Origin of the sequence: Glycomyces sp. NPDC048151, assembly GCF_043202775.1 — a bacterium.
Taxonomy (GTDB): Bacteria; Actinomycetota; Actinomycetes; order Mycobacteriales; family Micromonosporaceae; genus Glycomyces.
This window is the reverse complement of record NZ_JBIDBB010000002.1, coordinates 621,755-642,452: the sequence shown is the minus strand read 5'-3', so window position 1 is coordinate 642,452 and position 20,698 is coordinate 621,755. Positions and strand designations below refer to the sequence as shown.

The following is a 20,698-nucleotide window of genomic DNA, read 5'->3' as shown; positions in this document are numbered from 1 at the left end:
ATGAAACTGACGGTTATCGGCTGCGCCGGCTCCTTTCCGGCCCCCGACACCCCCTGCTCGGCCTACCTGGTCGAAGCGGGCGGCTACCGGCTGCTCATCGACTTCGGCACCGGCTCGCTCGGTGAGCTGCAGAAGCACATCGACCCGCACCTGATCGACGCGGTCATCGTCACCCACCTGCACGCCGACCACTTCTTCGACGCCTGCGCGTACGCCGTCATGCGCCGCTACGCCTCGAACGCGCCGAAGCACCCGCTGCCGCTCTACGGCCCCACCGGCGTCGCCGACCGCATCGTCGCCGCCTACGGCGGCCAGGGCGAGCTGTGCGACCGGTCGATGCGCGACGTCTACGACTTCCGCGAGCTCCAGTCCGGCACGTTCGAGCTGGGCCCGCTCTCCGTCAGTGTCGAGCGCGTCGCCCACCCCGTCGAGACGTTCGGCCTCCGCGTCGAGCACGCCGGGTCCTCCCTGGCGTACACGTCCGACTCCGGGCCCTGCCAGGCGCTCGAGACGCTCGGCACCCATTGCGACGTGCTCCTCGCCGAAGCCTCCTACCTGGAGGGCCGCGACAACCCGAAGGACGTGCACCTCACGGGCAAGGAAGCGGGCGAGTACGCCACGAAGTCCGGGGCCGCCCGCCTGCTCCTGACCCACCTCGTCGAGCCCTGGAACTCCAGGGACCAGACCCTCGCCGAGGCCCGCGCCGCCTACACCGGGCCCGTCGAGGTCGTCCGCCCCGGCCAGGTCTACGAGTTCTAGCGGCACCCCCGCAGCGTCACCGTTTTCGCACAGGCGCCGCGTCCGCAGCGGCGCCGTCCGCTCACGCGTCCGCAAAGCGGTGTCGCATTTGGCACGTTCCCGGGATACGGCTGTTGCACAGCAGCCGTAGCGTCGAAGGATGTCGAGCGATGCCAGCCCCCAGCCGTACCCCGGCGACCCGAACCAGCCGCCTCAGGGCGCTTACGGGCCGCCTCCGGGCGCGTACCAGCCCCAGCCCTATGTGGAGCCCGGTGTTCCGCAGCAGCCGCCGGGCGCGTACGGCCCTCCCGGCGCCTACGTTCCGCCCGGCGGGTACACGCCGGTCCCCGTGCCGCCCAACCGTTCCGGACGCGGGCGCGGCCCGAAGGTCGCCGTCGCCGCGATCCTCTCCGTCGTGCTCCTCGCCGCCGTCGGCGCGGTCGTCCTGTTCAAGTTCGTCCTGAACCGCGGCCCGGACCCGGCCGAGAGCTTCCCGGCCACCGCCAGCATGTACGTCGAGCTCAACCTCGACCCCTCGTTCGACCAGACCCCGAAGCTCCTCGAGCACCTCCAGAAGTTCGATGACCTCGAGGACTACGACGACACCGACGAGCTCATCGACGGCTTCATCGACGAGTCCGGCATCGAAGGCGTCGACGCCGACGAGGACGTCAACTCCTGGCTCGGACGCCGCCACGGCCTCGCCACCTGGGAGCACGACGGCCAGACCTACGCCGTCCTGAGCCTCGCCAGCACCGACTCCGGCGCCGCCGAGGACGGCATGGCCCAGATCCGCGCCGCCGCCGGCACCGAAGAGGAGCAGTTCGCCTACACCGTCGAGGACGACCACGTCCTCGTCGTCATCGGCGAGGAAGGCGCGGCCGACGCCCTCGCCGCCGCCGAGACCGAAGCGGCCGACCAGCCCCTCGCCGAGTCCGACCAGTACAGCGAGGCCCGCCAGTGGCTCGACGAGGACCAGCTCCTCGTCCACTGGATCGACATGGAGGCCGTCGGCGACCTCGCCGAGATGACCACCGGCACCGAGAGCGACGCGGTCCAGGACCTCTACTCAGGCCACGTCATCTACGGCCTCTCCGCGTTCGACCAGGGCTTCCAGGTCACCTACCGCATGTTCGGCGACGCCGACCACCTCTGGACCGGCACCGAAGGCCTCATGGACACCATGGGCGCCCTCCCCGCCTCCGACGTCGCCGTCGCCGCCTACGTCCCCGAGAACATCGACGAGATCACCCAGGGCTGGCTCGGCTTCTTCGAGGAGTTCTACGGCGTCGACGCCTCTGCCGAACCGGTCGAAGCGCCGCTCACCGACGCCGAGTACGCCGAATACATGGAACTCGACGCCCAGTACTGGGAGGGCACCCTCGCCCCGGAGGACGAGGAGCGCTACGCGGAACTCGAGAACCGCTACTGGATCGCCGGAACCGAGGACGACCCGTACATCGAGGAGACCTACGGCCCGGACTTCGGCGAGATGGAGTCCGCCGTGGGCGACTTCGCGGGCCTCCTCGCCGGAGCGACCCTCAGCGGCGGCGGGAACTTCGACGCCGGCGACGAGTTCGACGCCGACTCCCTCCACTTCGCCGCCCTCCTCGCCGACGACCGCGCCCAGGAGCTCGAAGACCTCATCACGACCTGGAGCGAGGGCGAACCCCTCCCCGAAGGCGTCGAGGTCGACGGCTCCGAGCTCAGCTACGCCGGGTCCGCCACCGCCGAAGGCACACTCGCCGACGACGACCGCTTCCGCGACTTCTCCGGCAACACCCCCGCCGAGTGCTCCGTCATCGCCTGGGTCGACCTCGACCGCGCCGGGCAGGAGTTCCCCGACGACTTCGAAGGCCTCGAACCGCTCTCGGCCTTCGCGTGGGCCCACGGCGCCGAGGACGGCGACGGCACCGGCGTCATGCGCCTCTACCTGAAGGATTAACACTCTCCTCCGAGGGATGAACACCGCATAACCGAGGTATCAACACCTCATAGGACGGGATCGGCCGCGCTACGCTCGATGGCGTGACCGATCCCGTTCTCCGCACCCTCCAGGCGCGCTGGCCCGCCGAGGAGCGGCTGGTCGCCGAGCCGGACTCGGTCCGCACCCCGTTCCAGCGCGACCGCGCCCGCATCCTCCACTCCGCCGGGTTCCGCCGCCTCGCCGACAAGACCCAGGTCCACACCGCGGGCACCGACGACTTCCTGCGCACGCGCCTCACCCACTCCCTGGAGGTCGCCCAGATCTCCCGCGAGATGGGCTCCGCGCTCGGCTGCTACCCCGACGTCGTCGACGTCGCCGGGCTCGCCCACGACCTCGGCCACCCGCCCTTCGGCCACAACGGCGAGGACGCCCTCCACGAGATCGCCGGGCCCTGCGGCGGCTTCGAGGGCAACGCCCAGACCCTCCGCGTCCTCGCCCGCCTCGAAGCCAAAGTCCTCGACGGGAACGGCCGCTCCGTCGGCCTCAACCTCACCCGCGCCTCACTCGACGCGACCTGCAAGTACCCCTGGCCCGCCCGCCCGGGCGTGCGCAAGTTCGGCGCCTACGAGGACGACCTCCCCGTCTTCGCGTGGCTGCGCGGCGGCGCCCCCGAAGGCGTCAAATGCCTTGAGGCCCAGGTCATGGACTGGTCCGACGACGTCGCCTACTCGGTGCACGACGTCGAGGACGGCCTCCACGGCGGCTACATCAACCTCGCCAAGCTCATGCGCGACCCCGACGAGCAGGCCCGCGTCTGCGAGGCCGTCACCGGCCGCTACAGCGACGAGTCGCCCGCCGCGCTCGCCGAAGCGCTCCGCGACCTCCTCCACGACCCCGTCCTCGCCGGGATCCTCGACTACGACGGCTCGTTCGGCGCGATGGTGGCCGTCAAGAACTTCACCTCGACCATGGTGGGCCGCTTCGTGAACGCGGCCGCGACCGCCACCCGCGCCCAGTTCGGCGACGGCAGGCTCCACCGCTACGACGCCGACCTCGTCGTCCCCGAGCGCGAACGCGTCCAGTGCGCGCTGCTCAAGGGCATCGCCTGGTGCTACGTCATGCAGCCGCGCAGCGACGAGACCTGGTACACGCGCCAGCGCGAGATCCTGCAGGAGCTCGTCGCGGTCCTGTGCGACCGGGGCCCCGACGCCCTCGAACCGATGTTCGCCGAGTCCTGGCGGCTCGCCTCCGACGACGCCGCGCGCCTGCGCGTCGTCATCGACCAGGTCGCGTCCCTCACCGACGCCTCAGCCGCAGCCTGGCACCGCCGCCTCACCGCGTAGCGCGAGAAAAATTGTTCAACCCGGCGTGTCCTCCGCCAGGCTGTACACTTTTGTATATACGTTGGCGACATGGTAGATACCAAAGGAGGTGCGGTCATGACCCGCACTGTGATCGATCTCGATGACGACCTGGTCGCCGAAGTTAGCAAGGCCCTCGGCACCAAGACCAAGAAGGAGACCGTCAACACGGCGCTCCGGGAGATCCTGGAGACTCGGCGCCGCGCGATGGCGCTGGCGAGGCTGCGTTCGTCGGCAGCCTCAGGGTCGGTAGACCTCTCGCTCTTCGAGGACAAGAAGAACTACCGTCGATGACCCCGGCCAAGTACCTCATCGACACGAGTGCACTGGCCAGGCTCATGCACGATGACGGAAACGCCTTCGGCTGGGACCGTGTCGCAGAAGCCGGACTCATCGCACTCTGCCCGATCATCGAAATGGAGTACTTCTACAGCGCTCGGTCTTGGGACGACCGCGAGCAGAACGCGCGAGACTTCGCCTCGCTGTTCTGCTGGGTTCCCATGGACGAACGCATGTTCCGCCGGGCGAACGACGTGCAGGAGGCGCTCACTCGAAAGGGGCAGCACAGAAGCGCCGGTCCGGTGGACCTGCTGCTTGCCGCCACCGCCGAACAGTACGATCTCACCCTGCTGCACCGCGACCGCGACTTCGAGTGCGTCGCGGCCGTGACCGGGCAGCCGCTCGAATGGTTCGGTCACGAGCGTTCGGCCTGATGCGGACGCGTTTCCCCGGTTCCTAAGACGTATCGACCGCGCAGCCCTCGGCTACCAAGGTGCTGCGCGGTTCCCTGTATGCCCGGGCCGTTCAGCGCTTGCGGAAGATGAGGTCGAAGATCTCGCGGTCGGCCTTGACGCCGCGGCGCTCGAACTTGGTGACCGGGCGGTGGTCCGGGCGCGGCGCGAAGCCGTCGGCGGTGTTCTCGTAGGCCGGTTCGGCCGTGAGCACTTCGAGCATCTGCTCGGCGTAGTCGGCGATGTCGGTGGCGCAGTGGATGACGCCGCCGGGGCGCAGGAGCCCGGCCATGGTCCTGACGTGCTCGGCCTGGATGATGCGGCGCTTGTGGTGGCGCTTCTTCGGCCACGGGTCGGGGAAGTACACGCGGATCTCGTCGAGCGAGCCGGGCGCGATGCCGTTCCACAGCAGCGGCAGGGCGTCGCCCTGGTAGATCCGCAGGTTGGTGAGGCCGCGAGCTTCGGCGCGGTCCATGAGGTCGGCGATGCCCTGCGGGTAGACCTCGACGGCGAGGAGGTCCCGGTCGCGGTCGGCGTCGCCCATCGCGGCGGCGGCCTCGCCGTTGCCCGAGCCGATCTCGAGGATCACGGGGGCGGTGCGGCCGAACAGCTTCGCGAAGTCGACGCGGCCCTCGTCCGGCTCCCAGTCGAGGCCGTAGCGCGGCCACAGGCGCGCGAAGGCCTCGTCGTGGCGGGGCTTGTTGCGTCCTTGACGGAAGTTGAACGTCAGGATGTGGCGGTGCTGCGGTTCCTCATCAGGCATAACCGGGCAAGTTTAGCCGCAGCTCCGGTGTGCTCTGCTTCATGGAACGACACTGGCGCTAGCGCTCGAGCTTCGCCGGGGCCTCGTAGGAGCGGCCGCGGACCCCGGCGGGGCCGTCGGGGCGGCGCGGGTCCGGGCGCGGCGGCGGGGACGGCTCGTCGCCGAGCGTGCCGTTCTCGAACAGGTACGACTCGCGCGGGACGGTGTCCTCGTCGTCTTCGTCGCCGTCGGGCTGCTCGGGCACGTAGGTGGGCGGGCCGACCTCGTCGTGCTCGGGCTCGGCGGTGATCATCGCCTTGGGCCTGCGGCGGGGGCGGCGGCGCTTGGCGCGGTCGCGCAGGAAGTACACGTAGCCGCCGAGGGCGGCCGCGGAGAGGCCCGCGCCGATCCAGAAGCCGGGGCCTGCGATCGCGACACCCGCGAGTTCGAGCACGGTGAGTGCGATGAGCACGTAGAGGATGCGGCGGTGCCGCCGCCGCCACCATTCGGCGCGCATCTGCCGGAGCCTGGCCTGCTCGTGCATCTCGGGGTCCTCGCCGGAGTACGACTCGTCGGCCTCCAACCGTACCGAGTCGCCGCGGCGCGTGCCGCGCCGCTCCCACCCGCGTGAGTTCGATTGCGCGGGAAGGCCTTGGCCGTCGAGGAGTTCGTCGAGGGAGTGGCCGTCCCGGGCCTGGTCGGGGCTGTGCGCTTCGAGGCCGAGGTCGGCGGTGTCGTGCGAGGTCGGGCGGGTGGGGCGGTGGCCTTCGCGGTCGAGGACGCGGGCGTCGGACGAGGCCCGGTCGGCGATCATGCGCTCGTCGGGGTCGTAGCGGCGCACCAGCGCGGGCGTCAGGGCCAGCAGGGCCGTGGCGGCGAGGAGCGCGAGCAGGACCGATGCGGGCATCGTTCACCTCCCTTGCGTCGTTGTCGGCCGGGAATGCGTTAGCAAACTGTACGCAATCGCCTGACGTAATTCCGACAGTTGACTGGAACCAGGGCGGGAAGTCCCAATACGATCACACCTGGTCACAATCACATCACAATTCATAGTTATGCCGGGTTTTTGCCCTAAACTCGCAGCAATGTCCAGTTCGCCGGAACCTTGCCCGAACGGCTGAACGGGCGCAACTCGAGGCGTACTCGATCGTTAAGTCAAGGAAGGCTCGTCTACGGGGACAACGAGTATTCCTCCACTCGAAGGCCCGCGAGCGAACAAACCCGAGCCCCCCGATCGTACGAGCTCGGCGCAACATGGAAGGAGCACCGGCGAACGATGCCCGAGACCGTCCCCGCCGGCGATTCCCGCCACCTCGACCCCGAGCCCGGCGAAGGCCCCGAGACCCGCTCCGACCCCGAGCTCATCGCCGCCACCCGCGGCGGCGACACCACGGCCTACGCCGTCCTCTACGAGCGCCACGTCCACTCCGCGCGCCGCCTCGCCCGCATCCTCTCCCGCGACCCCGCGGGCGCCGACGACCTCGTCTCCGAGGCGTTCGCCAAGCTCCTCCACACCTTCCGCGAAGGCGGCGGCCCCGACCTCGCCTTCCGGCCCTACATGCTCCAGACCCTCCGCAACACCTTCTACGACCGCGTGCGCCGCGACAAGAAGGTCGAGTTCACCGACGACATCACCGCCCACGACTCCGGCGAGATCTACGTCGACCCCGCCGTCGAGGGCCAAGAGCGCCGCTACGCCGCCCTCGCCTTCGGGAAGCTCCCCGAGCGCTGGCGGATGGTGTTGTGGCACACCGAGGTCGAGGAGGACTCCCCGGCCAAGATCGCCACGATGCTCGGCATGACCCCGAACGGGGTCTCCGCCCTTGCTTACCGCGCCCGCGAGAAGCTGCGCCAGAACTACCTGAGCGAGCACGCGGCCGACTCGCCGCGCGAGGAGTGCCGCTGGACGGTCGATCGCATCGGCGCGCGCGTGCGCGGCAAGCTCGGCGAGCGCGACGCGTCGAAAGTGGACGACCACCTCGACTCGTGCGTCACCTGCAACCTGCTGTTCGCCGAGCTCACCGAGTTGAACTCAGGGCTCCGCGGCGTCATCGCGGTGATCTTCCTCGGCGGCGCGGCCTCGCCGTACCTGGCGGCGGGCGCGGTCTCGGCCGCCGGGATCGCCTTCGGCGGGGCGCTCGCGTTCCTGTTCACCCCGTTCAAGGCGGTGGCGAACTGGATCCGCCGGATCGTGCAGCAGCTGGGCACCAAGGGCACTGTCGCCACGGGTACGGCTGTGGCGGTCGCCGCCGCCGTGGCGGTCTTCGCGCTTACCGGCGACGAGGAGGAGCCCGAGCCGCAGGCCGCCCCCGAGGACTCGGTGGTCGAACCGGCCGAGCCGGAGGAGGAGCCCCAGACGCCGGGTCCGCAGCCGCCGGAACCGGACCCCGAGCCTGAACCCGAGGACCCGGCCGAACCGAGCCCGGAACCCGAGGATGAGTCCGAGCCGCCCGCCGCCGCCCCGGCCGCCTACGCGATCGCGCACGGGCTCGGCTCGAGCGGCCTCGTCGCAGGCGGCGAGGCGGTCCTCCCGATCAAGCTCGAAGCCCCGAGCGGCAGCGGCTACGCGCCGGTCGCCGACCGGTCGGCGACCGAATCCGGGTCGGCGGACCCGAGCGCGACGGGATCTTGGCAAGCGGACCCGAGCGAAACGGAAGCAGCGCAGGCGGACCCGGGCGCCGGGGCGGCCGAGCGGCGCGGCGGCGGCTACGCCCCCGCGACGGAGCGGTCCGGGGGAGCGGCGGAAGCGTCCGCCGACCAGCGCGACGGCGCCGTCACCGCTGAGAGCGCCGGAAGCGGGGACGGCGCGGCCGCCTGGACCGAGGTCACGGGTGTGCGGCAGGGCCGGGGCCAGACTGCCGCCTCTGAGCGCGTCACGCTCGACATCACCATGCCCGCCGGGATCACGCTCGCCTCCGAGTCCGCCGATCCGGGCTGGACCTGCGCGGAGGACGGCGCGGTCGTCCACTGCGCGATCGAGGCGATGCCCGACCCGGCGGAAGCCAACGTGCGCATCCTGATCGGCGAGGACGTGAGCGGCTACCAGACGTTCGAGGTCGCGGTCGAGGGCCCGGGCATCAGTGGGACCACCGCGCTGCAGGTGCCGATCGCGCCCGCCGGGAGCGAGGTCGGGTTCGCGAGCGTCGACGCCACCGGCGTCACCGCCGCCGGGAACACCTGGCTGACGTGCTCGGTCCCCGGCTGCCGCGAGGCCGTCCAGATCGGCGCGGGCGAGCACTGGCCGATGAAGGCGTACAAGCCAGAGACCGCGCCGCCGGGCCGTGAAGGCGAGGCCGTCTCGGGGGCCGTGCTCGATGTCCCCGGCGGCGCAGCGGTCGAGTGGGCGGGCCTGTACTGGGCGGGGGTCGAGGACAGTTTGCCGACGGAGGTCGCGCTCGCGGGGCCGGGCGGGTCCTGGACCGACCTGAGCGCGGACGCGGTGCGCGGCATGGAACCCGGGCAGCAGGCGTTCGTCGAGGTCACCGACCTCGTGACGGGCGGCGGCGAGTACTGGGTCGCCACCGACAACCACGCGCTGCCGACCTCCGAGTGCGAGCACTGGCCGATCGACCTGGGCGCGGACTGCGTCGAGCGGCGCTGGGCGGGCTGGTCGCTGACGGTGGTCTACGCCGAACCGGGCGCGCCGGCCACCGAGGTCGCCGTCTACGACGGGCCGCGCTCGGCCGACACCGAGATCGAGGTCGAGGACGGCGGCGAGGTCCAGATCGCGGCCACCCTGTGGGGCGGCTCGCGCTACCGCGGCGGCGACGGCCTCAGCGCCGGGGACCAGGGACTCGGCGAGCCTGCCACCTGCCATGCCCATGGGGCCGTTGAGAACCCGGACTGGTATGCGTTCGGCGTCGACGTCAACGTCTACCGCGTCGACACCGGCGAGGACGCCGTGATCCGCTTCGAACGCGGCGACGACCCGTTCACCGTCGGCGTGGTCGCGGTGGCCGCCCCGGTGGGGGACGAGACCACCGGATAAGCACCGTGAGGCGTCCTCAGGCGTATCGCTCCCGGCCCGTTCCAGGTAGGCTGTGGCTTGATGTCGACCTCCACTGAGACTCCGCCGCAGCGTCCGGCCCGCCGCGGCATCCCGGGTCTGTTCGAGCGCGCCACCGGCTGGGTCATGCGCCACGCCGCCGAGCTCATCCGCTTCGCCGGGGTCGGCGGCGTCGCCTACGTCATCGACATCGGGCTGTTCAACCTGATGTTCCTCGGCCTCGACTGGTCCTACTGGTACGCCAAGATCATCTCCGCGGTCGTCGCGATGACCGCCGCGTTCTTCGGCAACCGCCACTGGACCTGGCGCGAGCGCCGCGGCAGCGCCGCCGCCCACCGCCAGTACGCGCTCTACTTCTTCTTCAACGGCATCGGCCTGCTCATCGCCCTCGCGTGCCTGTGGGCCAACTCCGGCCTCGCCCAGGTCTGGCCCGAGGTCTTCGGCACCGACCTCGCCGTGAACATCGCCGCGAACGTCGTCGGCGTCGGCCTCGGCTCGGTCTTCCGGTTCTTCGCCTACCGCACCTGGGTCTTCCGCCACCAGCCCGAACTCGCCGAAGCGAAATAACGCAGAAGGCCCGCGCCGAGTCGGCACGGGCCTTTCGTCACGCCTGGGTCAGGAGCCGTCGCCCTCGCCCGCGCGGCGCGAGCGGTCGTCCTCGGCCAGCTGGTACAGCAGCGCCTTGGTCTTGTCGACCTTCGGGACGTCGATCAGGTTGATCTCGCCGTCGTCCGAAGCCGAGTCGATGTTCATGTCGCCGAAGCCGAAGATCCGCTCCCACACGTTCTGGGTGTACGACACGGTGTTCACGCGCGCCAGCGGGATGTGGCGGCTCTCGCGGGTCACGAGGCCCTCGCGCCACATGATGCGCTGGTCGGTGATGACGTAGTGGGTCGAGCGCCAGCGGATCCAAGGCAGCACCGACAGCCAGATGAGCAGCGCCAGGAAGATGACGACCTCGGCGAGGATCAGCCACATCGACCAGGACTCGTCGATGCGGGCCGTGAACGTGATCGCGATGGCCGCGATCGCCAGGAAGACGACGAACCACAGGACCGGGCCGACGCCTTCCTTCCAGTGCGGGCGGGTGTGCAGCTTGACCACTTCACCGCGGGCGAGCTGATCGTCGGGATATCCCACTGCGGACCTCCAGGAGTGAGAACGGGCGGGGGCAATACTCGTACACGGCTCGCGCCGCTGGTACCGATGTCAAAAGCACAGTACAACACCGAGGCACCGCAGTTCGCCCCACGATTCAGGCGAAAGCCGCGAACCCGTGTGCCGTTCGCGTTCGCAAGGGGCGCAGCGTGAAGGGGCCGAGCGTCAACGGGACCGGCCCTAAGGGACCCAGCCGTTCTTCGCCGCGTGCCAGCCCAGCTGGATCCGGGTGTCCACATCGGCCAGGTCCATCAGATCGCGCACGCGCCGCTGCACGGTCCGCAGCCCGATCCCCAGCTTCGACGCGATCGACTGGTCGGTCAGCCCGGCGATCAAGAGCCCCAGCAGGACCGCGTCGTCCTCGTCGAGCCGCTCCGCGCCGCCCGCGTCCGAGGTCGCCGGGATGCCGGTGGACCACAGCTGGTCGAACAGCGAGCCCGCGAGCTCCACGATGGAGCGGTTGCTCGTCACGATCGCCTTCGGGCGACTGCCCGCCTCCTCCATGAGTGCGGTCTTGTCGTCCACGACCAGCAGTTTCAGCGGCAGGCGCTTGGCGAACCGCACTTCGTCGCCCGAAGCGAGCGCGTGCCGCAGGTAGTCGGAGTACGGGTCGATGTCGAGCACCGCCCGGTCGAACAGGACGCGGTGGCAGACGCCGCGGGCCTGCAGGTCCTCGTGGAGGGCCGCTTCGGGCACGGGCAGGACCATCGGCGGGCGCACGAACGTGCGCAGGCTCTTCTCGGCGGCGCCCTTCAGCTGGCGCAGGCGGGAGCGGATCGCGGCGGGGCCGGAGACGACCTCCCAGCCGCCCTGCTCGCCGCTGGGGCCGGGCCCGGTGCGGTGGATCTCGAGGAGCTCGCGCAGGGCCTCGTACTCGCCGAGGACGTCGCCGAGCTGGCTGGCGATGCGCGCGCCGAGGACGGCGTCGGGGCCGACGGCGCGGAAGCGGGAGTCGGCGACCATCGTGGCGAAGCCGTCGTCGACCAGGCGCATGAGGAGGTCCCCGGCCCGGCTCGGGTCGAGCCCGGCGTCGGCGGCGAGCTGCGAGGCCGACGCGTCGGTCTTGGACAGCAGGAGCCGGTAGAGCACTTCGGACGCGGGGTCGAGGCCGGTCGGTCCCGGAGGCTGCCGGGCCCACCGGGAGTCGCGGCCGTCGCTGGGCGCCCGGTCGTGGTGCGCGCGGTCCGCCAATGGCCGCTCCTTCCCTGTGCTGCGCGGCCCCTCAGTCCTGGGGCCGCAGGTGGACGATGTCGCCGGCGGCGACGGTCTCCACGGTGCCGTCTTCGGCGGCGACCTCGAGGCAGCCGCTGCCGTCGATGCCCACGGCGCGGCCGCTGAGGTTGCGGCCGTTGGGGAACGATACCGCCACATGGCGTCCGAGGGTCGCCGAATTCCGGCGCCAGCGTTCGATGACGGACGCGGGGCCCTGCTCGTTCCAGGTCGCGTAGACGGCCGCGACGTGCGCGAGGAAGGCCGCGGCGATCTGGGCGCGGTCGAGGGTCGAGGCTCCGGCGATCGCGAGCGAGGTGGCCTCGGGGACGGGCAGCTCGTCCTCGGTGAGGGAGACGTTGAGGCCCGCGCCGACGATCACGGCGTTGCCCTCGACCTGGGCGAGGATGCCGCAGACCTTGCGTCCGTCGAGGAGGATGTCGTTGGGCCACTTGAGCTTCGGGTGCACGCCGCACACGGCTTTGAGCGCCTCTTCGAGGGCGACGGCGGTGAGGAGGCTCAAGGTGCCCCACTGCTCGCGGGGGAGGGTGGGGCGCAGGAGGAAGGACATGGTGAGCCCGGCGCGGGCCGGGCTGATCCACTGCCGGTCGAGGCGGCCGCGGCCGCTCGCCTGCTCCTCGGCGATGAGGACCTTCCCTTCGGGCGCGCCGTGCCTGGCGGCAGCGGCGAGGTCCGCGTTCGTCGATCCCGTGACTTGCACCACATCGAGTTCGGTCCAGAAGTCGGACTTCTCCGACAACAGCGACCAGAGCTCGTGCCGGTCCAGTGGCTTTCTCATCGGTGTGTCCACGCGCATAGCGTAACCACTGCGGCAGTCGATACGATCCGAAGCGTGACCGACATCGACTTCCACACGACCGCCGGGCGGCTCGCCGACCTGGCCGAGCGTCTCTCAGAAGCGGCCACCGGGAACCCCCGGGCGATCGAGAAGCAGCACGAGAAGGGCAAGCGCACCGCTCGCGAACGCCTCGAGCAGCTGCTCGACGAGGGGTCGTTCGTCGAGCTGGACAGCCTGCGCCGCCACCACTCCACGAGCTTCGGCATGGAGGCCAACCGGCCCTACGGCGACGGCGTCGTCACCGGCTACGGCACCATCGAGGGCCGCGAGGTGTGCGTGTTCGCGCAGGACTTCACCGTCCTCGGCGGCTCGCTCGGGCAGGTCTCGGGCGAGAAGATCACGAAGATCCAGGAACTGGCGCTGCGCACCGGCCGCCCGATCATCGGCATCTCCGACTCCGGCGGCGCCCGCATCCAGGAGGGCGTCGCGTCCCTCGGCGGCTACGCGGAGATCTTCTTCCGCAACGTGCGCGCCTCGGGCGTGATCCCGCAGATCTCGCTCATCATGGGCCCGTGCGCGGGCGGCGCGGTGTACTCGCCCGCGATCACCGACTTCACGATCATGGTCGACCAGACCTCGCACATGTTCATCACCGGACCGGACGTCGTGCGCGCCGTGACCGGCGAGGACGTCGGCATGGAGGAGCTGGGCGGCGCCCGCACCCACAACGCGGTGGCCGGCAACGCCCACTACCTGGCCTCGGACGAGGGCGACGCGCTCGAGTACGTCAAGCACCTCCTGTCGTACCTGCCGTCGAACAACCTCGACGAGCCCCCGGCGTACGAGTCGAAGGACTTCGAGCTCGACCTGACCGCCGACGACCTCGCGCTGGACACGGTCATCCCGAACTCGGCGAACCAGCCCTACGACATGCACAAGGTCGTCGAGTCCGTCCTCGACGAGGGCGAGTTCCTGGAGACCCAGGCGCTGTTCGCGAAGAACATCATCACCGGCTTCGGGCGCCTCGACGGCAAGCCCGTCGGCGTGGTCGCCAACCAGCCCATGCACTTCGCGGGCTGCCTCGACATCGACGCCTCGGAGAAGGCCGCGCGGTTCATCCGCTTCTGCGACGCCTTCAACATCCCGATCATCTCCTTCGTGGACGTCCCGGGCTTCCTGCCCGGCACCTCCCAGGAGCACGACGGCATCATCCGCCGTGGCGCGAAGCTCATCTACGCGTACGCCGAGGCCACCGTGCCGAAGCTGACCGTGGTGTGCCGCAAGGACTACGGCGGCGCGTACTGCGTCATGGGCTCCAAGGGCGTCGGCGCGGACCTGTGCCTGGCGTGGCCGACCGCGGAGATCGCGGTCATGGGCTCGCAGGGCGCGGTCAACATCCTGTACCGCCGCGAACTGGCGAAGGCCGACGACGAGCAGGCCAAGCGCGCCGAGCTCATGGGCGAGTACGAGGAGAAGCTGAACAACCCGTACGTCGCGGCCGAGCTCGGCCTCATCGACGCGGTCATCCAGCCGCGCGAGACGCGCGCGATGCTCGTGCGCGGCCTGCGCATGAACGCCTCCAAGCGCGACGAGCTGCCCGCGAAGAAGCACGGCAACATCCCGCTGTAGCAAGGACGCGGGGGCGGCGAGGACCGGCCGCGGCGGCGCTTGCGAGCCGTGCGCGCGTCCGGTCCGCGCCGCCCCTTTTCCGTTCCCTCTCACCCGATCCGGTGAGACCCCCACGCGTCCGCCGTCCCCGCCCCGCCCGCGACCGGGGGAAACCGCCGTGCCACGCGAAGCGACGCGCACCACTCCCATCCCTGGGGTGCGATCCGGGTACCGTCTTATACAGCTGGGGGAAGCGGGACAATTCGTCCCGCCCGACGTTGGGAGTGGGCCATGACACCTATCGGAGGGATGCTGCCAGGGCTGCCGTCCCGGCGGTACGCCATATTGATCGACGTCGGCTACCTCTACGCGGCGGCGGCGGAGCTCCTGCTCGACGCCACCTCCCGGCGCGACTACCGCGTCGACGCCGAGAAGCTCATCAAATCCCTCATCGAACGGGCCGCCCACCACCTCTCCGACGGCGAGCTGCTGCGCCTGTACTGGTTCGACGCCGCCCGCGACCGCGTCCCCACGGTGGACCAGCGGGTCATCGCGAACATGGAGTTCGTGAAGGTCCGCCTCGGGAACCTCAACTCGCGCGGGCAGCAGAAGGGCGTCGACGCCCAGATCCGCTCCGACCTGGAACTGCTCGCCCGCCACCACGCCGTGCACGAGGCGATCCTCCTCGCCGGCGACGAGGACATGGTCCCCGCCGTCGAGGTCGCGCAGGCCTACGGCGTGCGCGTCCACCTGTGGGGCGTCGAGCCGCCTTACGGCACCAACCAGGCCGAGCGCCTGGTGTGGGAGTCCGACACGGTCGCCACGATCGAGGCCGAGGACCTGCGCGCGTACTTCACGAAGAGCGGTACCGCCGCCGCGGCGACGTACAGCATGGTCGGGGCGCCGATGACGCAGCCGGAGCCGCGCGTGCCGAGCCCGGCCGCCGTGTTCGGCCAGCGCCAGTCCGTGGCCGTGACCATGAACGCCGCCGACGCGCTCGCGCAGGCCGAGTCGGCCCGGCCGAAGTTCGTGCGCACCACGCAGACCGGCGAGAAGCTCGACCCCGAGACGGTGCGGCAGATCGGGGAGTACGTGGGCCACAAGTGGCTCCTGACCAGGGGGCCGGACAACATAGCGGACCTCCTGCCCGGCCCGCAGCTGCCCACGGTCATCGACAAGGAGCTGCTGGTGGAAGCCGAGAAGGAACTCGGATACTCTCTACGCGACCACCCGGAAGCGCGGATCTGGGTCCGCGACGGCTTCTGGGAGCGGGTGCACCGCGAATTCGACATCGATGAGTGAGCACCGGCGAATGAATACCGACGAATGACAGGCGAGGTTCTGATGAGTCTGGAACTCAAGGTCGTCCGTGGCAATCCCTCTGACGAGGAGCTGGCGGCGCTGGTCGGGCTGATCACGGCCCTGCCGCGCCCGGTCGAGGAGTCCGAGGCGCCGAGCCGCCGGGCCGCGTGGTCGAACCCGGGCCTGAGGCTGCGGGTGCGCCGGTCCTGGCGTGAGGCGGCGGTCCCGGCCCGCAGGGGCATGGACCGTTGAGTCGTCCGTTCGTCCTCGCCTCGCAGTCGCCCGCGCGGCGCGAGCTGCTGAAGGCGGCCGGGATCGAGCCGCAGGTCATCGTCTCCGGCGTCGACGAGAGCCGCGTGATCGGCCACGACCCGGCCGAGCTGGCGTCGACGCTCGCCGAGATGAAGGCGAACGCCGTCCTGAACCTGGTCGGCCCGGATTCGCTGGTGCTCGGGTGCGACTCGGTGCTGCATTTCGGGCACGAGGTGCTCGGCAAGCCCGAGGGGCCCGAGGAGGCGACCTCGCGGTGGAAGCGGATGCGCGGCCGCTCGGGGACGCTGTACACGGGGCACTGCCTCATCGACGTGGCGGCCGACCGGCAGATCGTGCGTTCGGCCGGGACCGAGGTGCACTTCGCGGAGGTCTCGGACGAGGAGATCGCGGCGTACGTGGCGACGGGCGAGCCGCTGCACGTGGCGGGTTCGTTCACGCTCGACGGCTACGGTTCGGCGTTCATCGACCGCATCGACGGCGACCCGGGCACGGTGATCGGCCTGTCGATGCCGTTGCTGCGCAACATGCTGGGTGAGTTGGAGATCGCGCTGCACAGCCTGTGGCGCTGAGCGGCGGCGGAGCGGGCCGGCGATGGAGGCAGCCCGCCGGGTCCCGCCGGGCGGCGGCCGGGATGTAGGGCGTGCCCCTTCCCACCCGCATCCGCCTCCGACCAACCGAAGAAATACGACGACGATCCCACACGGGTCTGACATCGCGGTGTTCGAGCAGGTCGGTGGACGATCGGTCGGAGTGTGGCCGTGGCGGTTCCGGATCGACCGGTCGGCCTATGCGGAGGCTTCGAGTAGCGCCGCGATCTCGGTGTAGCCGAATCGGCGTGCGACTTCGAGGGCGGTGCGGCCGTGGCGGTCGCGGCTCGAGCGGTCGGCTCCGGCGTCGAGCAGGTGGGCGACGATCTCCTGGTGCGGTCCGCCGCCGTCGCCGAGGGCGACCGCTTCGAGGAGGGCCGTCCAGCCGTTGTAGTTGACGCGGTCGATGACCGTTTCGATGTCGGTGGCGGCCAGGACTTCCCGCACGTAGTCGGCGTGCCCGCGCTCGGACGCCGGATGCAGGGGGCTGCCGCCGCGGCGGTTGGGGATCTCCAGGTCGGGACCGGCCGGGAGCAGGGCCCGCATCATCCCGACCGAACCGGTGACGCCGCAGTTCACCCACGGCGTGTCGCCGAGTCCGTCGCGCGCGTCGGGGTCGGCGCCCCGTTCCACGAGCACTGCCGCTACGGCCACATGGTCTTCGAGAACCGCGACCATCAGCGGGCTGCGGCCTTCCCCGTCCTGAACCTCGATATCGGCGCCGAGCTCCGAGAGCCTCGCCGCCTCCCTGGCATCCCCCGAGCGGGCGGCGTCCAGCAGTTCCCCGCCCCACCGCTCGGCCTGGCGGCCGGTCGGGGCCGGGGTCCGGGCCGGGCCCGGGGTGCGGGTGCGCGGTGCGCGCGGCGCGTCGGGGACCGGGGTGCAGGCGGCGAGCGCCCCCAGCCCGGCGGCGATCACCGCCCTGCGCCCGATCCCCTTGCGCGGCTGCATTAGTCGTCGAGTTCCGCGAGGGCCGCGAGGCCAGCGTTGGCGATCTCTTCGTCGATGTCGCCGCTCGGGGCGCCGCCGACGCCGATGCCCGCGACCGGGGCGCCGTCCACAGTGACCGGAACGCCGCCCGCGAGGAACAGCGTGCCGGGGATGTCCGCGATCGACGGGCCGTTGCCGTTGACGTTCTTCGCGAGGGCGCTGGTCGGCTGGTTCCAGGACACGGCCGTGTAGGCCTTCCGCTCGGCCGAGTCGGGGCTCTGCGGGCCCGCGCCGTCGCCCTTGACCATGGCGATCATGTTCCCGTTGCGGTCCACGATGGTGACGGTGACGCGCTGCTCCAGCTCGTCCGCCTTCGCCTGCGCGGCTTCGAGCACGGCCTGCGCGGCCTCGTTGGTGAGCGTGTTCGCACTGGTCACGGCGCTCTCCTGGACGTCGGCGACGGCGACGGCGTTGACCGGTTCGGCTTCGGCGACCGGCGAGGCGTAGGCGCTGATGCCCACGAGGCCGCCGACGACGGCGAGACCGGTGACCGCGCCGATGGCGACGCGCTTGCGAAGGTTGACGGGCGTGGCGTTCATGGCTGTCTCCTCGAGATCCGGGACGCGGAGGACCGGGCCTTCCCGGCCCTCCGCCTGCCCCACGGCGACTTCCGCCGATGCGCTCAATGCTCCGGCGCACGCGGCCGCGCGGCATCGAGCCGAAGACGGGTCTTCGCGCGCCGGGCGGTTGACCCGGTCCGTCAACCTTTCGATTGATGCGGCCCGCCTGCGGCCCGGGCACGCTCGATCCCGAAGCCCGCGCACGCCCGCGCGCGGGCACCTAGGCTGGCCCGGAGGAGGCGCGGTGGGGGAGCGGACCTGGCTCAACGGGGCGATGCACGCGGGGTTCTACCTGCTGCTCGCCGCGTCGGCCGCGCGCGTGGTGGTGCGCCACGAGATCACCGACCGGTACCAGCTGGCGCTGGCCGGGGCGTTCCTCCTCGCGGTCCTCTACGGCTGCGGCGTGGCCCTGTGGGACCGGCTCGGCTCGGCGCTGCACGTGTGGCTGGGCCTCGTCCTCACCGTCTACATCGGGCTGGTGATCCTCGCGCCGTCGTTCGCGTGGTGCGCGGTGCCGCTGTACTTCCTGTGCCTGCGGCTCCTCCCGGCGAAGGCCACGGTCGCGGCGGCGGCGGTGCTCACGGTCGCCGTCATCGCGGGGCAGCTGCGTGTCGCGATCGTGGACGAGCCGAGCCTGGTGCTCGCCCCGATCGGCATCGCCGCGATGATCACGGCCGTGTTCTGGGCCCTCCAGCACGAGATCCGCGAACGCGAGCAGCTCATCGACGACCTCGTCGCCGCCCAGGACTCCCTCGCCGCCGAGCAGCTGCGCGCCGGGGCCCTGGAGGAGCGCGAGCGGCTCGCCCGCGAGATCCACGACACGACCGCGCAGGGCCTCTCCAGCATCCTCATGCTGCTGCAGGCCGCCGACCGCTCGTGGGGGACCGACCGGGCCCGCGCCCTCGCCGGCCAGGCGGCTGCGGTCGCCGAGGAGAACCTGGCCGAGGCCCGCCGGTTCGTGCGCGACCTCAGTCCGGCTCGCCTCGAGGGCCGCACGCTCCCCGAGGCGCTGCGGGAGCTGTGCGCCGACACCGAGCGCCGTACCGGGCTGGCCACGCGCCTGCGCGTCGAAGGGGTCCCGGCCGTCACGGGCGAGGACGTGGACGCCGTGCTCTTGCGCGTCGCCCAAGGGGCCCTTGCGAACACGGTCGAGCACTCGGGCGCGGACCGGGCCGTCCTCACGCTCTCCTATGTGGGCGACGCGGTCGCCCTCGACGTCCACGACGACGGCCGGGGCTTCGACCCCGACCGCACCGCGCCGGGCCGGGGCTTCGGCCTGCCGGGCATGCGCGACCGGCTCGCGAAGGCGGGCGGGACGCTCGCCGTCGAGTCGCGTCCCGGCGGCGGCACCACGGTCGCCGCCACGATCCCGCTGCTGCGCCACGAGGAGGCATGATGCGGCTGTTCCTGGTCGACGACCACCCGGTGGTGCGCGCGGGGCTGGCCGCGCTCGTCGACGGCGAGGCGGACATGGAGGTCGTCGGCGAGGCCGACAACGCCGAGGCCGCGATCAGCGGCGCGCGCCCGGACGTGGTGCTCATGGACATCCAGCTCGGCGACGGCCCCGACGGCGTCGCCGTCACCGAAGCGCTCCTGGCCCTGCCCGAGCCGCCGCGCGTCCTGGTCCTGACGACGTACGAGTCCGATGCGGACGTGCGCCGCGCCGTCGCGGCGGGTGCCACGGGCTACCTGCTGAAGGCGTGCCCGCCCGAGGAGCTGTTCGCCGCGATCCGGGCGGCCGCGCGAGGGGAGAGCGCGCTGTCGACGAAGGTGGCGATGCGGGTCATGGACCAGGTCCGCTCGGGCCGCGCACCGCTCACGACCCGTGAGTCGGAGATCGTCTCGCTTCTGGCGGAGGGCCTGGGCAACCGCCAGATCGCCCAGCGGCTCTTCGTCACCGAGGCCACGGTGAAGACCCACCTCGTCCACATCTTCGCCAAGCTGGGTGTGGACAACCGGACCGCCGCGGTGGCCGTCGCGGTCCAGCAGGGGCTGATCAGGCGCTGACCCTGCGGCGCCGGGTCTTCGTGGCCTCCTTGGCGTCCACGGCTTCCAGGCGCCACCGCCGCGTCGCCTCCAGGGTCGGGCCGCGCCCGTCCTCGACGTGCGCGAGGGCGATCGCGGCCGCCCGGTCGGGGTCGCGGGCTTGGAGCGCTTCGAGCAGTTCGGCGTGCTCGAGGCGCTGCCGGTCGGGGTCGCGTTCGACCGAGAGGTGGAACAGCCAGCGCATGCGTGCCTCGAGCGGCCCCATGATCTGCGCGAGCAGCGGGTTGTTGGCGGCGGCGGTGATCTCGCGGTGGAAGGCCGCGTTCGCCTCGGTGAGCGTTTCGGGATCGGCCTGGGGACGGACGAGTTCGCGGAGGCGGGCGAGCGCTTCGGGTCCGGCTCCGGCGGCGGCGAGGCGGGCGGCGAGCGGTTCGAGTCCGGCGCGCACGTCGAGGAGGTCTTCGATGTCCTTGGGGGTGGGGACGGTGACGATGCTGCCCTGGCCGGGGACCGTCGTGACGAGGCCGTCGGCGGCCAGGCGCTGCAGGGCCTCCCGCAGCGGGATGCGGGAGACCTCGAACTCGGCGGCGAGGTCGCGTTCGATAAGGCGCGCACCGGGTTCCAGGCCGAGGGTGACGATGCGTTCGCGCAGGGACTGGTAGACCTGTTCGGCTCGGGTCATGACGTCGCTCTCTCCACGGGCCCGGCCGGTGGCCGGGGT

At 71.4% G+C, this 20,698-nt stretch carries 21 protein-coding genes; 13 read left to right on the top strand and 8 right to left on the bottom strand.

All coding sequences use genetic code 11. The annotated features are described in order from the left end of the window. The 5 genes from ACGGCP_RS06470 (at nt 1) to ACGGCP_RS06450 (ending at nt 4,739) form a co-directional block, all read left to right on the top strand. The gene (locus ACGGCP_RS06470; protein ID WP_392961920.1) at nt 1–759 is read left to right on the top strand and encodes an MBL fold metallo-hydrolase; all 759 of its coding nucleotides are present in this window, start codon (nt 1–3) and stop codon (nt 757–759) included. A 139-nt stretch (nt 760–898) separates the two neighbouring features. Then, a complete protein-coding gene (locus ACGGCP_RS06465) occupies nt 899–2,683 on the top strand; it encodes a resistance to Congo red protein (protein WP_392961917.1) in 1,785 nt (594 codons plus the stop codon). 83 nt (nt 2,684–2,766) lie between these two features. Continuing rightward, nucleotides 2,767–4,008, top strand: coding sequence for a deoxyguanosinetriphosphate triphosphohydrolase (locus tag ACGGCP_RS06460; protein WP_392961914.1), 1,242 nt, complete (start codon nt 2,767–2,769; stop codon nt 4,006–4,008). A 96-nt stretch (nt 4,009–4,104) separates the two neighbouring features. Continuing rightward, nucleotides 4,105–4,320, top strand: coding sequence for a type II toxin-antitoxin system VapB family antitoxin (locus ACGGCP_RS06455; RefSeq protein ID WP_392961911.1), 216 nt, complete (start codon nt 4,105–4,107; stop codon nt 4,318–4,320). Further along, nucleotides 4,317–4,739 carry a PIN domain nuclease gene (locus ACGGCP_RS06450; protein ID WP_392961908.1) on the top strand — a complete coding sequence of 141 codons (423 nt, stop codon included), beginning with the start codon at nt 4,317–4,319 and terminating at the stop codon, nt 4,737–4,739. The genes ACGGCP_RS06455 and ACGGCP_RS06450 overlap by 4 nt, the downstream gene beginning before the upstream one ends. 91 nt (nt 4,740–4,830) lie before the next feature. Here ACGGCP_RS06450 and trmB read toward each other — a convergent pair whose 3' ends face one another. Both trmB and ACGGCP_RS06440 read right to left on the bottom strand, forming a co-directional pair. After that, entirely contained in the window at nt 4,831–5,520 is a 690-nt protein-coding gene (trmB, locus tag ACGGCP_RS06445) for a tRNA (guanosine(46)-N7)-methyltransferase TrmB (RefSeq protein ID WP_392961905.1), read from the bottom strand. Between the two features lie 58 nt (nt 5,521–5,578). After that, nucleotides 5,579–6,406, bottom strand: coding sequence for a hypothetical protein (locus tag ACGGCP_RS06440; protein WP_392961902.1), 828 nt, complete (start codon nt 6,404–6,406; stop codon nt 5,579–5,581). A gap of 369 nt (nt 6,407–6,775) precedes the next feature. On the opposite strand from ACGGCP_RS06440, the gene ACGGCP_RS06435 reads away from it, so the two are divergent. Then, nucleotides 6,776–9,487: a sigma-70 family RNA polymerase sigma factor gene (locus ACGGCP_RS06435; RefSeq protein WP_392961899.1), complete on the top strand. Its 2,712-nt coding sequence runs from the start codon at nt 6,776–6,778 to the stop codon at nt 9,485–9,487. Between the two features lie 60 nt (nt 9,488–9,547). Further along, nucleotides 9,548–10,072, top strand: a complete 525-nt coding sequence (locus tag ACGGCP_RS06430) for a GtrA family protein (RefSeq protein WP_392961897.1) — start codon at nt 9,548–9,550, stop codon at nt 10,070–10,072. A gap of 48 nt (nt 10,073–10,120) precedes the next feature. Here the strand turns inward: ACGGCP_RS06430 and ACGGCP_RS06425 are convergent, their stop codons facing one another. The 3 genes from ACGGCP_RS06425 to ACGGCP_RS06415 form a co-directional block, all read right to left on the bottom strand. Then, on the bottom strand, nt 10,121–10,645 hold the full coding sequence (locus ACGGCP_RS06425) for a PH domain-containing protein (protein ID WP_392961894.1): 525 nt from the start codon (nt 10,643–10,645) through the stop codon (nt 10,121–10,123). A 198-nt stretch (nt 10,646–10,843) separates the two neighbouring features. Further along, nucleotides 10,844–11,854 (bottom strand): hypothetical protein, encoded by a 1,011-nt coding sequence (locus tag ACGGCP_RS06420; protein WP_392961891.1) that lies wholly within the window; start codon nt 11,852–11,854, stop codon nt 10,844–10,846. Nucleotides 11,855–11,885: 31 nt separating this feature from the next. Continuing rightward, nucleotides 11,886–12,671: a biotin--[acetyl-CoA-carboxylase] ligase gene (locus ACGGCP_RS06415; RefSeq protein ID WP_392961888.1), complete on the bottom strand. Its 786-nt coding sequence runs from the start codon at nt 12,669–12,671 to the stop codon at nt 11,886–11,888. Nucleotides 12,672–12,716: 45 nt separating this feature from the next. On the opposite strand from ACGGCP_RS06415, the gene ACGGCP_RS06410 reads away from it, so the two are divergent. The 4 genes from ACGGCP_RS06410 to ACGGCP_RS06395 all read left to right on the top strand — a co-directional run bounded on the left by ACGGCP_RS06410 (nt 12,717) and on the right by ACGGCP_RS06395 (nt 16,423). Beyond that, nucleotides 12,717–14,300 carry an acyl-CoA carboxylase subunit beta gene (locus tag ACGGCP_RS06410; RefSeq protein ID WP_392962061.1) on the top strand — a complete coding sequence of 528 codons (1,584 nt, stop codon included), beginning with the start codon at nt 12,717–12,719 and terminating at the stop codon, nt 14,298–14,300. A 270-nt stretch (nt 14,301–14,570) separates the two neighbouring features. Beyond that, a complete protein-coding gene (locus ACGGCP_RS06405) occupies nt 14,571–15,581 on the top strand; it encodes an NYN domain-containing protein (protein ID WP_392961885.1) in 1,011 nt (336 codons plus the stop codon). A gap of 42 nt (nt 15,582–15,623) precedes the next feature. Next, complete coding sequence (locus ACGGCP_RS06400; RefSeq protein WP_392961883.1) at nt 15,624–15,833, top strand: acyl-CoA carboxylase subunit epsilon; 210 nt, start codon at nt 15,624–15,626, stop codon at nt 15,831–15,833. Beyond that, nucleotides 15,830–16,423, top strand: coding sequence for a Maf family protein (locus ACGGCP_RS06395; RefSeq protein WP_392961880.1), 594 nt, complete (start codon nt 15,830–15,832; stop codon nt 16,421–16,423). Before ACGGCP_RS06400 ends, ACGGCP_RS06395 begins: the two co-directional genes overlap by 4 nt. A gap of 216 nt (nt 16,424–16,639) precedes the next feature. Here the strand turns inward: ACGGCP_RS06395 and ACGGCP_RS06390 are convergent, their stop codons facing one another. Next, a complete protein-coding gene (locus tag ACGGCP_RS06390; protein WP_392961877.1) occupies nt 16,640–17,392 on the bottom strand; it encodes an ankyrin repeat domain-containing protein in 753 nt (250 codons plus the stop codon). Next, on the bottom strand, nt 17,392–17,970 hold the full coding sequence (locus ACGGCP_RS06385) for a heme-binding protein (protein ID WP_392961874.1): 579 nt from the start codon (nt 17,968–17,970) through the stop codon (nt 17,392–17,394). The genes ACGGCP_RS06390 and ACGGCP_RS06385 overlap by 1 nt, the downstream gene beginning before the upstream one ends. Nucleotides 17,971–18,235: 265 nt before the next feature. Between ACGGCP_RS06385 and ACGGCP_RS06380 the strand changes: the two genes are divergently transcribed. Next, nucleotides 18,236–19,387 (top strand): sensor histidine kinase, encoded by a 1,152-nt coding sequence (locus tag ACGGCP_RS06380; RefSeq protein ID WP_392961871.1) that lies wholly within the window; start codon nt 18,236–18,238, stop codon nt 19,385–19,387. Further along, the gene (locus ACGGCP_RS06375; RefSeq protein ID WP_392961868.1) at nt 19,387–19,998 is read left to right on the top strand and encodes a response regulator; all 612 of its coding nucleotides are present in this window, start codon (nt 19,387–19,389) and stop codon (nt 19,996–19,998) included. Before ACGGCP_RS06380 ends, ACGGCP_RS06375 begins: the two co-directional genes overlap by 1 nt. On the opposite strand, the gene ACGGCP_RS06370 is transcribed toward ACGGCP_RS06375, so the two are convergent. Further along, complete coding sequence (locus ACGGCP_RS06370; protein ID WP_392961865.1) at nt 19,988–20,659, bottom strand: GntR family transcriptional regulator; 672 nt, start codon at nt 20,657–20,659, stop codon at nt 19,988–19,990. The genes ACGGCP_RS06375 and ACGGCP_RS06370 overlap by 11 nt on opposite strands. Nucleotides 20,660–20,698: the final 39 nt, after the last annotated feature.

Excerpts from the sequence above, each read along its gene's own strand:
- ACGGCP_RS06470 (WP_392961920.1), top strand. The coding sequence starts at position 1 with ATGAAACTGACGGTTATCGGCTGCGCCGGCTCCTTTCCGGCCCCCGAC.
- ACGGCP_RS06465 (WP_392961917.1), top strand. The coding sequence starts at position 899 with ATGTCGAGCGATGCCAGCCCCCAGCCGTACCCCGGCGACCCGAACCAG.
- ACGGCP_RS06455 (WP_392961911.1), top strand. The coding sequence starts at position 4,105 with ATGACCCGCACTGTGATCGATCTCGATGACGACCTGGTCGCCGAAGTT.
- ACGGCP_RS06450 (WP_392961908.1), top strand. The coding sequence starts at position 4,317 with ATGACCCCGGCCAAGTACCTCATCGACACGAGTGCACTGGCCAGGCTC.
- trmB (WP_392961905.1), bottom strand. The coding sequence starts at position 5,520 with ATGCCTGATGAGGAACCGCAGCACCGCCACATCCTGACGTTCAACTTC.
- ACGGCP_RS06440 (WP_392961902.1), bottom strand. The coding sequence starts at position 6,406 with ATGCCCGCATCGGTCCTGCTCGCGCTCCTCGCCGCCACGGCCCTGCTG.
- ACGGCP_RS06435 (WP_392961899.1), top strand. The coding sequence starts at position 6,776 with ATGCCCGAGACCGTCCCCGCCGGCGATTCCCGCCACCTCGACCCCGAG.
- ACGGCP_RS06430 (WP_392961897.1), top strand. The coding sequence starts at position 9,548 with ATGTCGACCTCCACTGAGACTCCGCCGCAGCGTCCGGCCCGCCGCGGC.
- ACGGCP_RS06415 (WP_392961888.1), bottom strand. The coding sequence starts at position 12,671 with ATGAGAAAGCCACTGGACCGGCACGAGCTCTGGTCGCTGTTGTCGGAG.
- ACGGCP_RS06405 (WP_392961885.1), top strand. The coding sequence starts at position 14,571 with ATGACACCTATCGGAGGGATGCTGCCAGGGCTGCCGTCCCGGCGGTAC.
- ACGGCP_RS06400 (WP_392961883.1), top strand. The coding sequence starts at position 15,624 with ATGAGTCTGGAACTCAAGGTCGTCCGTGGCAATCCCTCTGACGAGGAG.
- ACGGCP_RS06390 (WP_392961877.1), bottom strand. The coding sequence starts at position 17,392 with ATGCAGCCGCGCAAGGGGATCGGGCGCAGGGCGGTGATCGCCGCCGGG.
- ACGGCP_RS06385 (WP_392961874.1), bottom strand. The coding sequence starts at position 17,970 with ATGAACGCCACGCCCGTCAACCTTCGCAAGCGCGTCGCCATCGGCGCG.
- ACGGCP_RS06375 (WP_392961868.1), top strand. The coding sequence starts at position 19,387 with ATGCGGCTGTTCCTGGTCGACGACCACCCGGTGGTGCGCGCGGGGCTG.
- ACGGCP_RS06370 (WP_392961865.1), bottom strand. The coding sequence starts at position 20,659 with ATGACCCGAGCCGAACAGGTCTACCAGTCCCTGCGCGAACGCATCGTC.